This is a genomic window from Arsenophonus nasoniae DSM 15247, from assembly GCF_000429565.1.
Classification (GTDB): Bacteria; Pseudomonadota; Gammaproteobacteria; order Enterobacterales; family Enterobacteriaceae; genus Arsenophonus; species Arsenophonus nasoniae.
In genome coordinates this window covers 1-15,711 of record NZ_AUCC01000003.1, presented here as the reverse complement: position 1 = coordinate 15,711, position 15,711 = coordinate 1, and the positions used below count along the sequence as shown (strand labels likewise).

General features: G+C 36.4%; 9 protein-coding genes and 1 riboswitch. Of the genes, 7 read left to right on the top strand and 2 right to left on the bottom strand.

Annotated features, from left to right (window positions below; translation table 11 throughout):
- The first annotated feature begins 586 nt into the window (after nucleotides 1–586).
- The 7 genes from fruB (at nucleotide 587) to G468_RS0101030 (ending at nucleotide 13,343) form a co-directional block, all read left to right on the top strand.
- Nucleotides 587–1,723, top strand: coding sequence for a fused PTS fructose transporter subunit IIA/HPr protein (gene fruB, locus G468_RS0101060; protein WP_026821513.1), 1,137 nt, complete (start codon nucleotides 587–589; stop codon nucleotides 1,721–1,723).
- Complete coding sequence (gene fruK / locus G468_RS0101055; RefSeq protein WP_026821512.1) at nucleotides 1,720–2,661, top strand: 1-phosphofructokinase; 942 nt, start codon at nucleotides 1,720–1,722, stop codon at nucleotides 2,659–2,661. The genes fruB and fruK overlap by 4 nt, the downstream gene beginning before the upstream one ends.
- Nucleotides 2,662–2,672: 11 nt before the next feature.
- Nucleotides 2,673–4,370 (top strand): PTS fructose transporter subunit IIBC, encoded by a 1,698-nt coding sequence (fruA, locus tag G468_RS0101050; RefSeq protein WP_026821511.1) that lies wholly within the window; start codon nucleotides 2,673–2,675, stop codon nucleotides 4,368–4,370.
- Between the two features lie 427 nt (nucleotides 4,371–4,797).
- On the top strand, nucleotides 4,798–5,322 hold the full coding sequence (locus G468_RS0101045) for a DedA family protein (protein ID WP_026821510.1): 525 nt from the start codon (nucleotides 4,798–4,800) through the stop codon (nucleotides 5,320–5,322).
- Between the two features lie 266 nt (nucleotides 5,323–5,588).
- Nucleotides 5,589–5,758: riboswitch (M-box (ykoK) riboswitch) on the top strand.
- 132 nt (nucleotides 5,759–5,890) lie between these two features.
- Nucleotides 5,891–6,829 (top strand): magnesium transporter, encoded by a 939-nt coding sequence (locus tag G468_RS0101040; protein WP_338023349.1) that lies wholly within the window; start codon nucleotides 5,891–5,893, stop codon nucleotides 6,827–6,829.
- A 374-nt stretch (nucleotides 6,830–7,203) separates the two neighbouring features.
- Entirely contained in the window at nucleotides 7,204–8,388 is a 1,185-nt protein-coding gene (locus G468_RS0101035; RefSeq protein ID WP_026821508.1) for an MFS transporter, read from the top strand.
- Between the two features lie 305 nt (nucleotides 8,389–8,693).
- Nucleotides 8,694–13,343 (top strand): pentapeptide repeat-containing protein, encoded by a 4,650-nt coding sequence (locus tag G468_RS0101030; RefSeq protein ID WP_026821507.1) that lies wholly within the window; start codon nucleotides 8,694–8,696, stop codon nucleotides 13,341–13,343.
- Between the two features lie 501 nt (nucleotides 13,344–13,844).
- Here the strand turns inward: G468_RS0101030 and G468_RS0101025 are convergent.
- Both G468_RS0101025 and G468_RS0101020 read right to left on the bottom strand, forming a co-directional pair.
- Nucleotides 13,845–14,675, bottom strand: coding sequence for a hypothetical protein (locus G468_RS0101025; RefSeq protein WP_026821506.1), 831 nt, complete (start codon nucleotides 14,673–14,675; stop codon nucleotides 13,845–13,847).
- Between the two features lie 94 nt (nucleotides 14,676–14,769).
- A partial coding sequence (locus G468_RS0101020) for a tyrosine-type recombinase/integrase (protein ID WP_026821505.1) occupies nucleotides 14,770–15,711 on the bottom strand: 942 nt, incomplete at its 5' end.

The window sequence follows — 15,711 nt, the reverse complement described above, 5'->3', positions numbered from 1 at the left end:
TATTTAAATGTTAAAAATATTCAGCATTAACATTTAATTAAAAAATTTATCTTTTTAATCAAAATAACACATTGAGTTTTACATATACTTAATAAATAATTAAATTTTATATAAATTATTTTGCTATTTTATCTTTTACAAAAATTAATTAAATGACTAAATAACTTGATATGACAAACAAAAATATTGCTCTTTCTGTAAACCAAAATAAACACCAACAAATAATTAACGTTAATTAACAAAAAATAATAATATCCATCAAGATTGAGACATTAATCGTTAAAATTTAATTTTTTTATTTTAATCTACTATTAAGATCACATTTTTATATCAATTAACTTACTTTCATTTTTTTATTTTGCCAACCTAGGCTTATATTTTTTCATTAAATAAATTAAAAAGCATTTTATTCGTGAACAATCTCATAAAAATACAAATTACCATTAGATAAATATATCTGTTTTTATCTAAAGTTATATGCAGATTGAAACGATTCATCTTGTGTAAAATAAAACCTAAAAATAGCTTTGTTTTTTATTGTATAAAAACTGCAATCTTTCACTCATTTATGTGAATAGGAGAAAACATGTTTGATGTGTCTAAAAAAGATATTCATTTAGCACAATTTGCCGACCATAAACAGCAGGCCATCGCACAAGTTGCTCAAGCATTAATCAATGCTGGGTACGTTACGCCAGATTACCTTACCGGTATGCAAAAAAGGGAAAATCAAGCTTCAACTTATTTAGGCAATGGCATTGCCATTCCTCATGGCACGGTAGAAACGCGCCATAATGTATTACAGACAGGCGTTCAAGTATTTCAGTTTCCCCAAGGTGTAGATTGGGATGATGGCCAAAAAGCTTATATTGTCATCGGCATTGCCGCTAAATCCGAGGAACATTTAAGCTTATTACGACAACTGACACATATTCTAAGCGATGAGAATATTGCCAAGGAAATGGCAACCACCAAATCAATAGATTCAATATATAATATATTGCTAGCTAAAGAGTCGCTTGATGACTTTATTTTCAAAGCTTCTATGATTACGTTAGATGTTGATACCAACCATATTATGACACTCCAGGCACTAAATATTAATCACTTACAGGATGCAAATGCCATTAATAATGATTTCATCGTCGATGTGATTACAAATCCACCGCTCTATTTAGGTCAAGGGATCTGGCTTAGTGATAGTAAGAAAGGTAACCTAAAAACAGCCATGGCAATTGCGCGTCCTAAACAGCCTTTATCTTATCAAGATCATCAACTTTGCCTACTTATCACACTATCATGCAAAGATAATCGGGCTAATAATACCTTAAATCACTTAGCTAATTTATTGATCGATAAAAAAACAGCAAAATTGCTTCAAGCACCCGATCCGGTACAGATGGTTACTTTACTAACGACTAGCACAAACGAAGAAAAAGGGACGTTATCAGCAGAATTTACTTTAAATAATAAACATGGTTTACATGCACGCCCAAGTTCACAATTAGTTAATACAATAAAAAAATTTAACAGCAAAGTCACTATTACTAATTTGGATGGCAACGGAATTCCTGCCAATGGCCATAATATAATGAGTGTCATTGGATTAGTTGCTCGTCAAAATGATCGTATCCAATTTAAGATCAGTGGCCCTGACGCACAAGCAACCTTACATGCCATTGAGCAAGTGATTAACGCTAATATGGATGAAAAAATTGCATGAAAGGTAAAGTTGCAACCATTACATTAAATCCGGCATATGATTTAGTCGGCATGTTAGACAGTATTGAAAAAGGTGCTGTCAACTTAGTTAAAACCCATGGATTGTATCCGGCAGGTAAAGGCATTAATGTTGCTAATACATTAAAAAATCTAAATGTTAATGTCACTGTCGGTGGTTTTTTAGGTAAAGAAAATCTAAACGGTTTTCTTCACGACTTCAAAGAGCGCGGGATCACAAATCGTTTTCATGCCATCGAAGGTAGAACTCGAATTAACGTCAAATTGACTGAAAAAAATAGGGTGGTTAGTGATTTTAATTTTTCCGGCTTTGAAGTAAATAAACAGGATTGGCAACATTTTGCCAGAGATTCCCTTAGCTGGTTAAGTCAATTTGATATGGTATGTGTTAGTGGTAGTTTACCCAAGGGTATCGATTTAGATGATTTTACTAACTGGATGAAACGGCTACGTAATCAATGTATGTGCGTCATATTTGATAGTAGCCGAGATGCATTGATTGCCGGTTTAAAAGCCAACCCTTGGTTGGTGAAACCAAATCGACATGAATTAGAAAGCTGGATTGGCCACCCTTTACCTACCTATCAAGAAATCGCCAAAGCGGCTCAGCAATTACGTTCTCAAGGCATTGCTCACGTTGTCATTTCCTTAGGCGAAGAAGGTGCCATGTGGGTCAACGCATCCGGTGTTTGGTTAGCAACTCCACCAAAATGTCAGGTTGTAAGTACTGTTGGTGCCGGAGATGCCATGGTCGGAGGTTTAATCTATGGCTTATTGATGCGGCAAACCAGTGAACATACATTGCGCTTAGCAACAGCAATCAGTGCCATAACAGTCAGCCAAGGTAATGTTAGGAGCATGGATCGGCAACAACTGACAAAAATGATGAACCAAGTTGCTCTGATCCCATATCAAATATAAGGAATCTCTTGATGAAAACAATTGCTATTATTCATTCACCCCAAATGCCACCAAGAACCTATCTTGCTAAGCAAATATTATGTCAACAGATACAGCATCAATCTTTAAAATTAACGGATAATATTGCGGCAGCTGAATTGATTATTGTTATTGGTGAAAATATAGCAGATGAACACCAATTGACCGGTAAAAAAGTTTTCTTTACCGATGAAACACAGATAATACCTGCGCCAGAAAAAACTCTCTCTATGGCCGAAAATAAAGCGATTATTGTGGACAACGCTAATTTTATTAAGCCGAAGATCGCCAAAAAACAGCGTGTTTTAGCCGTGACCGCTTGTCCTACTGGTGTGGCACATACTTTTATGGCAGCAGAAGCTTTAGAAATTGAAGCTAAAAAACGAAGCTGGCAAATCAAAGTAGAAACGCGTGGTTCGGTGGGAACAGGCAATGAAATTACCTTAGAAGAGATCAATGATGCCGATTTTATTATTGCTGCCACTGATATAGAAGTTGATTTAGCGAAATTTGCCGGTAAACGGATTTACCACACCTCAACAAGCGCCGCCTTAAAAAGAACCGCGCAAGAGATGGATAATGCATTAGCTAAAGCTGAATATTATCAACCTAACAAAATAAAAAATAGCTCAGACAACTTAACTAAGAAAACAACAACTCAGGGCCTCTATCGTCATCTACTTACTGGTGTTTCTTACATGTTACCGATGGTAGTAGCCGGCGGCCTTTGTATCGCCCTCTCTTTTATGTTTGGTTTAGATGCAGCCGAGCAACCAGGCACATTAGCTGCAGCATTAATGCAAATTGGTAAACACTCTGCTTTAGCGCTCATGGTACCCATTTTATCTGGTTATATAGCTTACTCAATTGCTGACAGAACCGGCTTAACACCTGGATTAGTTGGTGGCATGCTAGCGGTTAGCACCAATGCCGGTTTTCTTGGTGGTATTATTGCTGGTTTTATGGCTGGCTATGTCGCCAAATTGCTCAATCAATACTTTCCATTACCTAAAAGTATGGAGTCCCTAAAACCTATCTTAATAGTGCCATTATGCGCCACATTAATTACTGGCTTAGTTATGATCTATATTATCGGTAATCCTGTTTCCTGGATAATGACCTCCCTTACAGAATGGCTAACCAATATTGGCACAACTAATGCCGTTATCTTAGGTATTATTTTAGGTGCAATGATGTGTACAGATATGGGAGGACCCGTTAACAAAGCCTCTTATGCGTTTGGTGTTGCTTTATTAAGTGCCCAAACTTATGGTCCTATGGCAGCCATTATGGCAGCGGGCATGGTACCCCCTTTAGCCATGGGACTTGCGACATTGTTTGCTCGTAACAAGTTTTCAACTAATGAACGTGAAGGCGGTAAAGCAGCGTTCATATTAGGTCTATGTTTTATTTCTGAAGGCGCCATTCCCTTTGCTGCCCGTGATCCGATGCGGGTATTACCCATCTGTATGCTTGGCGGAGCCATTACTGGTGCATTATCGATGTATTTTCATGTCACACTAATGGCACCTCATGGTGGACTATTTGTTATGTTGATTCCTGGAGCGGTACAACCGATTATTGCTTATCTGCTAGCGATTATGTGTGGAACTTTAATTAGTGCAATATTATATGCCTATTTAAAAAGAGCCGAAGTAGAAACTTCATTGAATAAAAAAATACTTAACTAATTATTTTGTCATTAACAAAAATGTATTGTTAATGACAAAAATAATCAGTAATCGATTTACAAACCTAAGCAGAGAGTATGGTAAAATCGAACTGATACACTAAGATTTGATGCCAATTAAAATTCACGCTTGCTTAAATAACTGTTCTGCTTGCTAGCTAAATAAAGATATTATTTATTTAATATATCGTTAACTAAAGCAATTGACCATTTCCCCAGCCATTAACTAACATATGCCTATCTTGGGCAAAATTTTTATTTACTCATAAACTACTGAATTTAAATTTAGTAAAGTTAATCCTGTTATAACAACAATTGAATAACTTTAATTTACGCTAATATAGATAGATTATATTATTATAATATTTTTTATTTTGTCAGAAATAACTCACTAAAGAGAAAATAACACAATGAAAACAGAAGAATTTATGACATATCTAAATGCATTTTGGTCAGAGATTAATTTACATCCAATATGGTTATTTACCATATTATTTAGCATCGCAATTAGCAAATCTACGGTTGTTTTATCTTCTTTTCTACCACCTGCATCCGTTATGTTATTAACGGGTATTACTGCCAGTTTGCCAAAACTAAATATTAGTTTAGTTTGGTTGGCGATTACTTTAGGTGCAACCATTGGTTCAATAATTTCCTACTATTTGGGTAATCAAATAACCCGTAGAAAATTATTTAGTCGTTTTTTTAGTCGTTATCAATCAACTATTGATAATGCCCATAACAAATTACAAAACCAAGGGATAACTGTGTTATTTACCTCTCGTTTTATTGCGGTATTAAGATACATGATCCCATTAGTTGCCGGCATGTTATTAATGAACCGAACTAAGGTCTATAGCGTCTGCTTATTATCAGCTGCTATTTGGGCAGCTGTATTTATTTTAATTGTTAAAGGCGCATTTTCAATTATCGCACCAGAAGCATTTATGTAATATAAATGGCGTTATTTAAAATAGTAAAAACAAAAAGTTAAGAACTTTTAAAATATTTCGATTAAAACCATCTAATTTTTATCTATTCATATTTCAAACAAGCATTTCTTTTACTTTATAATAAAATAAAGACAATATTTTCTTATTTTTGACTGTTAAAATTTGACTTTCTTAAATCTTAACTAAACAACTTCAAGAAAAAATTGTAATCAAAATAAGTAAATTTATAATCGCTGGCGTTCAACACTGTTGACGTGAAATACAATAAACGATCTCGTTATGGCGAGGCTACCTAACAAACAAAAGTTACTGCCGTACTTGCATGGAGACAGGCTTGTATTGGTAAAACAGGTATGATCGAATCAAGGTCTTACAAAAGTAACTTTCCGCTTGGAATACGTTGTTAGAAGCTAAAACCTAAACGTTGGGATCTACTTCCCACGTTAGTTCGCCCCGGTGAGAGATTTTAACACCTATAGGGGACTTTTATATGGCTTTACCTATCCAACAAAATACATTTAAACCTCGCTATCATGTTGACCAGGCAAACCCAACTGCCGCTTCATATATGACACAGAATTATATGACTTTACCAGAACATATTTCTGTTGCTGAAGCAAAAAAAGTTTTTCTGGAAAAACTTGAAGAAAATAGTATCACTAATCAAATTTTCATTACGACGAATGAAATATTAATCGGTATTTTATCAGTAAAATCGCTATTAAAGCACTCTACTGATAGTGATAGCATCAACCAACTGATGAAACCCAATTTTTTCTTTGTTGCCCCAGATGTTAAACGCACTGAATTAGCAAAATCATTGCATGACTGTGGTTTTGATCTGGTGCCAGTATTAGATAAAGGGGTATTAGTTGGTGCCCTTAGCGAACGAGAAATTGATCGTATATTGGAAGATGATGCAACCGAAGATGCTCAACTACAAGGTGGTAGTTTACCGTTAGATAAACCTTATCTTCAAACGAGTCCTTTTGCCCTGTGGAAAAAACGCAGTGTATGGTTACTTTTACTGTTTATTGCGGAAGCCTATACCAGCACGGTCATTAAATCATTTGAAGAGCAATTAGAGGCGGTCATTGCTTTAGCCTTCTTTATTCCACTTTTAGTGGGAACAGGCGGTAACAGTGGTACTCAGATTACGTCAACGATTGTGCGCTCAATGGCGATTGGAGAACTTTCCATCAGTCATTTATGGCTGATCTTGCGTAAAGAGATGTCAACTGCAGTGTTAATCGCCATCACTTTAGGGGCAGCGGGGATATTACGTGCCAGCTTTATGAATATTGGTTGGGATATTTGTATCGTTGTCAGTCTGTCACTGATCTGTATTACTCTATGGTCAGCCATTGTCTCCTCGGTCATTCCTCTACTACTTAAAAGGTATGGCATTGATCCGGCGGTAGTTTCAGCGCCATTTATCACAACGCTAGTTGATGGTACGGGTCTGATTATTTATTTCGAAATTGCCAAAGTTATTCTTAATATATAACAAACCACAGGCTCGGTCAGTTACCGAGCCTTTACGATTATTAAAGTCTGCCGATTAAAATTACCCTAAAAAATAAAGTCCAGTTATTCGCTAGCTTATTCCCGCATTGTGATTGCTTTTTTAAGCTATCGCTTTCTATTCATCAATATGCCACTAATTTAAAACGCTCATGCTGTAACGTAGATGCATTTTAATTTACTAGATTTGTATGATTTTAATCAAATACGATTTAAAAACCAACAAACCGGATAAAACTAAATTAAAGCTCAACAAAAAATAGAAAAGTTTGCTAGTTAGCAGCAACTCCGTTTGAATATCGATCCTGAAATTTTCCTGCATGCTTGAAATAAAATTTTCTATTAAGGGAAATATTTATGAAAAAAATTAACAGACAAACGCTGTCTTTCTTTACTTTTGGCTTAGCATTACTCACTATGATGGGTATTTTAGGGGTTGATACTTATTTGCCCTCGATTCCTGATATCGCAAAAGAATTTAATAAAAGTCTCTCATCAACCCAGCTTTCAATTATGGTTTATACCTTGGCAATCGGCTTAGGGCAATTAATCTTTGGTCCGCTTTCCGATGCCATCGGTCGCCGCAAAATTATGCTAACAGGTGCAACTATCTATGCAGCAGCAACATTCATGTTAACACAAACTGAAAGTTTACCAGCTTTCCTTGTTATTCGTGTTATTCAAGGATTAAGCATTTCAATCACCCTAGTCACCTCAGTCAGCGCGGTACGTGACGTTTCGCGAGGAACTATTGCCGCTTTACTCTATAGCATCATCATTACGATTGAAGGCTTTGTCCCGATTGCGTCACCATTAATTGGCGGTTTTATCAATGATTTATGGGGATGGCGCAGTATATTCGGTTTAATTTTTATCTACGTCTTGATTACCATTGTCTATGTCTTTTTTTCTTTTCCTGAAACGTTAACCGTAAAAAAACGGACAACTTTTTCTTGGCGCAAAACCAGCAATATATATCAACATATTGCCTGCCAACCTAAATTCTATTTCCCCTGTTTATCACTTGGTTTATCTTTTTCATTAATTTATTGTTATGTAACCGCGGCGCCATTTATTTTTATGATCAAATTTGGTGCTAGCGCCTCAATATTCGGTATCTACTCGGCTATTATCGGGCTTTTTTTATTGGCAGGCGCATTTTTATCCAGCAAATTGCTACGGAAATTTAGTGCCACAAAAATTTTATCCATTTGGCTAAGATCACTGCAAATATTAATAATTTTATTTATTCCTATATTTATCTACCAAAATAATACCATCACTTTCTTTGCATTCTTTGCCATCATTATGTTTACTGGTGGATTATTCGAATCTCTATATACCTATCTAACAATGAGTAGCCAAAAAAATAACCTGGGAGCAACCTCAGCGTTAATGGGTTCAGCTTCCTTAGTCATTCCTTCTATCATCGGTGGGATAGGTAGTTTCTTTATTGAAATGAATTTATATCTATGGATGGTTTATATTTTAATTTTAGTTACTAGCATGGCGTTAATGCTAACTAAATTTCAAAAATTATAAATTCGTTGATCAGTTGAGATAAACTCAACTGATCAATTCTGCATTCAACAATCAATGACAATATAAAGAAATAACCAGATCATATTTAACCAATCATACACTTACACTATCTGAGCCGATTGACGTATTTAAAATAGGCATTATAAAAATAATAGCCATCCTTAGCCAACATTCACCTTGCTCTCTTCATCAACCCGTCTGTTATTTATTAGATCCTATAAATAAATAGCAAAAGTTTTTTTATGAAAGTATTTAATCGTTATTTCCTATATTTTCATGTTTTAATTACATAAAGGATCGTGATAATGCCACCTATCGATTCAACGCCTTCACTATCTCCCAGGCTTTTGTCTATATTCGATCCTACTTGGCACCAAAAAACAGAGAACAAAAAGAGCGCCAGTGAAAAACAGGTGACGAGCAGCGAAACAACGCTAACCAATCCGATACAACAGAGCCCAGAAACAGCGCAAACTCCATTGTCAAATAGCGCCGCCAGAGATAACGATGGTATGGTAGCGGTTATTAATCAATCGTTTTATCAGCCTAAACCTATATTATCGCTCAACACTCATGATTTTAATAAACTCGTCTATGATGAACAGAATCAACGCTTACGTTCCTTATTAATTAAAGAGGGCTATCCACTCGACCAACATGATAACGCAACACAAACCCTTTCACTGGTAAACCCTGTCATTGATTATCTGACCCGCTATCAAGATGATAAAGAGAAGATAACTGCTCTTGTCAGGTTATTGTTACAGCCGTTAGGTGAATATGGTGCTAAGCAAGGAGAAAAAATCTCTTCTGCTCGGCAACAAGCCATCATTGCCAATTGGTTACAATACGCCCTATTCGGTATGTCAACGGAAGCCTGGCTGCTAAAACAGATCAGTGATATCCAATTACGGGAACATTCCCTTTTCCATCATGCTAATCTGCAACGTCGGTTATTCAATCAACTAAATAATCATCACACACCTAATAAATTGTCATCACAAGCCCGTATTTATTATCAACAACAGGTTATCAATCGCATTATACCAACCTTTATGCTGCAAACTGACGACGAGCAGCAACAAAAATTACTGTCCAAAATGATGATAAATCATCCAGAATGGGGCTATCTGCATGCCGGTTTAACATTACTCAATGAAAGCGGCGCTGAAATTAATACCATGAGCCTGGAAGACATTAGCAATAACGGTATGCTGCTGGCCGCACTTTTACAGGAACAACTTCTCCCGGCTAAGTATAATCAATACTTCAAATTACCCGCTCTAATCCATGACCAGTTAAATCGCGAAAATAGCGCGCTAGCGATACCGTTAGCCAAGGCATCCATTTATGACAGTTATTTTGATTATTTAAAGCAATCTGACCAAAATAACCCTTTTATCAAACTGCTTACTTTGTTACCGAATTGGCAATCGCGGCCAGAGCTTGCCCGCCAACAATTAAAAGAACATGATATTGATGAAGGTTGGTTAAATGACTATTTGTATAAAAATCGAGAGGTTGAATACAAAAACAGGCAAGGTGAGAAGCCATTATTACCCAATATTGATAAGGTGTTTGAATATCAAAACCAACAAATTGCTGAGCTTACCGCACAGATAGAAAAGCTCCTGCTCCCCCAGACCTTTAATTCTCTTAGCGAAGAAGAACAAATTTTTATGCAACAAGCTGACATTCAATTGGTGGCGGTTGAATTTAATGCCATTGATAGTTTGCGAGGTGTCCCGTTACTACCAGCGGCAAGACAAGGAATAAAGGATTCAGGTGGATTTGTGACTCGCGTGCCGGAATCGATTGATATGCTGAAGTGTACCTTTAACGGCAAAGAACGGGTGTATGCATTGACCACAGACCATGGCATAGGTAGTTATAAATTACATCGGGTTGACGACAATAAAGATGCTATTCTGGATCTGTTTTATCATGATAATCAAGTTCGCTATGATGATGACTATAAATTAAAAACCTCTTCCATTTTGACCCTAAAAACCGCTTCTGAAGAACCAAACATGCTGATCGACAAGCTTGTTAAGCGACGTGCGGAAAAATTATGCGAAAAACTGCATCAGGAAGGTTATAAAGAAACTACCCGGCAAAAAGTGGATGCTTTTTTCTTAAGCCTTATTCCGTTTTATTCGATGATCACAGAGGCGCAAAAGGGTAATAAAGAGAAGGCGCTACAAGCGGGTGCATTTGATCTACTCAGTTTTTTTCCGTTTTTTGGCAAAGGTGTGCAAGTAAGTAATCGGTTCAGTGTCGCACTGGGAGAAGCTGTTATTAATGGGGTAAGAACGGGACTAAAACAGGTGACTTTTCGGCAAGCATTACGTGAAAGTGGTAAACAGTTTGTCAAATTTGGTATTCCACACATCACAAATCGTTTACCTGCTAAAACTTACCTGGACTTAGGCGTGACTTTTTTACATGGTGTAGATCCAGGTTTTGAATTATTAACCTCAGGAGGAATAAAAGGGATTAATGCCTTAAAAAATGCCGCACAGCAGCTTCAACAGAAAGTTCACGGATTAACCCCATTAATTAAAGCACTGAAAAAAAAAGCGCAAGACTGGCCGGTTGAGTTGGCTAGCCCGTACAAAGTGGAGACAGCTTATCGTCCGGATTTGGGAAAAGAAGTTCAGGTAGTGCAGATCGGTAAACAGCGAGGTAAAGACATTTGGGTACAAATCAATCTGCAAACGAATACCCTTTATGGCCGCAAATATCTGCGCAATTCGGCCGGTGAGCTGGAATTAGCGCCAGTGTCAATACGTGAGCGGCTTTATCAATTAAAAACCCAAGGCATGGGTGGCAAAAGGGCTAATGAAGCCGCTAAAAACTGGTTATCTGAATCTAATACTTCTAGTTTCTATCAATCACAACAGCAAAAGCTGCAAGCATTAAGCAGACAACTGGCCAAAAGGCGGCCTGACATCAACCTTAATTTATCCGGTGAAGATTTAAGTTATCTGAATCTTACTCAAGTTTTTGGTGGCTACCATAACCTTGCTCAGGCTAATTTACAAGGTACCAATCTAAGTAATGCTAACCTGACAGATATCATCATGGTGGAGGCGAATCTAGCAAAAGCAATCATGAACCAGACTCAATTATTTAATGCAAATCTATTGATGGCTAACTTAAATGAAGCACTATTGATAGGCGCTAACTTAGCCAAGGCTAATTTATGCGACACCAATTTAGTCGATTCTGCCATGAATAACGCCAGGTTGGAAGGCGCTTATTTAAACAACAGTAACTTGACAAATAGTAATTTGACGGGTGCTAATTTAACGCAAGCATCGATATCAGGTGCAAATTTGACTAACGCCAATCTGAGCATGGTTGACTTAAGTGATGCAACTTTGGCGCATGCTAACCTGCAAGGTACAAATTTCACCAAAGCCAAGTTAATAAAAGCCTATTTGAATGATCTTACCCTGCGTGAGGCTATTTTCGATCAAGCCGATCTAACCGGAGCTAACCTAAAGGACACTGATGTTAGCAATGCCGATCTGAGTAACACTATCCTAAAAGAGCTAACAATCTATAACACTAATTTTGCGGGTGCTTCTTTAAATGATAGTTTCACTCTTCGCCTTCCTAATGAATGGGATGAGGATCAACTAGATCGGGTACTTAATCATTTTAATAACCAAAGCAGTCTGCTAATCAGTCTTAATAGCATTGATGACAGGTATCAGGAATTAAAAAATAAGTTGGCTTTACAGCTAATTCATTCTCTTGACCAGCCTGACATTAATCTCAACCATGTAACTTTACCGCTATTAGACATTCTTGGAAAACCATCTTTTACAACCAATAAAGAAATTAGCAATTTTGTCAATAAACTGATGGATAACTACCTGGCAAATCCCTCAACCCAATTAATTAATACGCTGAAAACACACCCGGCTCTCATCAATATTTTTCTCAATCATTTTAGCCATCACCCAGATCTGATGGCGTCAGCAAAATTTAATAGTAGTTTTATTCAAACGATCTTGGCCGCAAAAACTCAAACAGGTATTGATAATGTCACTACCACCATGGCTAACAAGCTTTATGAAAAATATTTACAACTACCAGAAATAAAGCAACAACTAGAATATGAACAAATTGAGGGAATATTTGGCGATTTTGCCGGTAAGGTAGATTGGTCAGATAGTAACGCACAAAACTATCTATTACTTTCTCCGACCAAGGCAGGTAGAACATTAGTGGTTGCTGAACATAATCTGTCAAAAATGCTAGATCCTGATCTGGAAACCAAGTGGAATAACATTTTTGTTTTTCAGCATGGCGAAAATTTAAGTTCTCAGCAATTCAGTCTAGATGAATGCTTCAACCAAGATTTCCCTCTATTTTCTAGTCATTTTACTTATAGTCAACACCAAGCAACCTTCAATAAGCTGCTTGAGACATTAAATTTAGACCAACAACTTAATGCGCTATTTTTTCAGGCACAAAAATCCAATACTTTTGCCACAAAGTTAATTGATGAGACTTCACAACAGAGATTAAAGGAGATATTTGCTCATGTGCTTGATCTTGAACACAGCTATAGCTTAAAAAATGACAATTATAACCAAATCATAAAACTATATGATTTGACAACCAGTAGCGAGCGCAATAAAGCTGAACACCTACTCTCTTTATCCGCCGTTTTTACCCGCTATTCATCCAGTGCTATTTTTGGTACCGAATTGGATTCGCCACTCATGCTCAGATATTATGCTTACGCTTTAATGGAAAAAGCCCACAAACTTGATCCCACTCTGATTACAGAAAATACCTTTAATGATTGGAAAGATCGATTACTTGGCTGCAACAATGCCTTTACTTGTACGGCCGCCTTATATAACCAGATGATTGATTACGCGACCGAACACTGCCATGATGTTTTGAAAAAAATTCAACCATCCGCTTGGCGCTAAATCATAAAAAACTTGATAATAGCCTAAAAAGAGCATTGCTAACGGTAACAAAAAAGATTAAATATTATGAAAAATTTAAATTTTTTATACGATCCGTTAATAATCATCTATAGTTAGGATCATATCAATGAAAGATAGATGTAAATAATATTGTCATCTAATCTAATAGGAGGTTATATGAAAAAATGCCTATCGCTGATTGTGTCATACTTATTGATGATAATCGCTTTCCTGTTAATATCATCAATCTCATTCTACTGCATGTTTTTATTCGACTGGCATGATAAAGCCACGGGTTATTTATACCTTATTGGCGCGGTAGTCGTATCGTTAATTCTGCTGTATTTGTCTGATAAAATTAAATGCATTACCCTTGCATGTCATCATAAGCATGAGCACATATAGCTTGTTGACACGCACTGTTTTTTCTATCTCTTTTATCTAGGCTAAATATTTTCAATATTATTGCATTAGAAAAAGAGGCAAGAAAAAACAGCAAAACTATTTTTCCAGTTCCAGGCAGTGAAATGCCGTTCCAGTTCGAGCGATTAATAACTCTCCCCAAGCAACGGGTTGTTCATCATGCAATAATCGAACCCGTGTTTCTAACGTCACCTTACCGGTCAAATTTTCAGCGGCGATCAGGGTATAAAGTTGTGCTAGTGGCAAATCAATGGTGGCCACCTGAGCTAAATAGGGTATTTGGTTAAACGTCACCGCTGATCGAATCTCTTTTATCCATAGTTGATTAACATCGGTTAATGTAACGATAGCTAATGGTTCATGCCACCATAATAATGCTTCGTTTTGCCGAATATCCACATCCCCCGCTAACCAATAACCATACTTGTGACGAATATTTTCGCAATCAGCAATAAAGCCGGCTAACAATTTAACCGTCACTTGCACAGATGGAGCGTCAAATGGTGACCAATTGGCGAAAGCCGCCTGCCATTTTTCCAACCCAATATTAACGACAACAAATTGACATTCGTCTACTGTAATCACAGGATAAATGCCCTTAGGCAAACGGTAATCAATCGGCTGTTGGCTCAATCTTGCATTAACTGTTTCACCAAGTAATGCAAACCAGGCGGCGCTAATACAAGGAAATAAATCTTCAGTAACCAGGCTTGGATCAGCGCTACCACTATAAGTTTGTAGCGCCTGCTGCCAATTAGGATTATCACACCAAATACCGACCGAATCCTCGGATAGCCACGACCACCACTGGCCATCTCCTTCAACATACGCAAGCTGAATGCGACAATTATCGTTTGCTAAACCGGTGCTTAACCATTGGTAAAGCATTCGCTGTTCATTGTGCGCCATCTTCTATCTCCAAAGATGCTAAAATATTTTTTTATTATATATCAATAAATTATATTTATTTTGTCACTATAATTCACTGTTCATTCACTATGAATTATACTTCAATCCATCCATTATTTCTATCATCCTGATATTTTGCTGTCATTTTCGCTGATTTATGGCCTAGTAATTTTTGAGCAAAATCACTGCCATTTTTCTCTGTATACAATCTTGCAGATAAACTTCTTATTTCATGAAATGATGGAGGTGTACCTTCCCATGTTAAATTTGTTTTGTCCCTTAATTTTGCAAATCCTTTTGATATTTTTTCTATTGAAACTTTCTTGCCAGCATCATTAATAATATATTCTGAATCGTTTTCGTTAATTTTTATTATGGCTGATAGCTTAATACCTATTATTTCAACGGTTAAAGGAATAGCTATTTTACTTCCTGTTTTTTGTTGAATAATCCATAACTTGTCATCATGAAGATCTTCGTACTTCATTTTTGATATATCAGACACTCTCTGACCTGTAACTAAAGCTAGCTTCATTGCTATTGTTAACCAATGTGCTTCATCATCTATTGATTCTAGAATTAAATTAAAATCATCTAAAGATAACCTTGTTCTTTGTACTTTAACTTTTGGTGACTTTGTAGGTAAAACAGGATTATTATTTATAATTCCTAAGCAATATGCTTCATTGAATATATCTTTTAATGTTATTCTGAAAATGCTTGCTGAGGAAGTTTTCCCGTCAATTATGTATGTATGAATAAAATCGGTGATCACTTTAGTAGAAATATTTTCTATTGGTGCGTCAAGAATTCCTTTTCTTATCGCTAATACTTTACTTTTATAATCTTTTAATGTTTTTTCTCTTAATCCCCTTGTTTTCAATATTTCTTCATATCTCTCTAAAAACTCATGGAAATAGACACTTCCTTGTCCATCTATCCTTTCTGTCAGTGGCTTAACTTTCTCTGCATTGAGCAATAACTGATTTGCACTAATAGCCTCGTTAATTGCATAGGCTTTGTTTCTACCCAAACC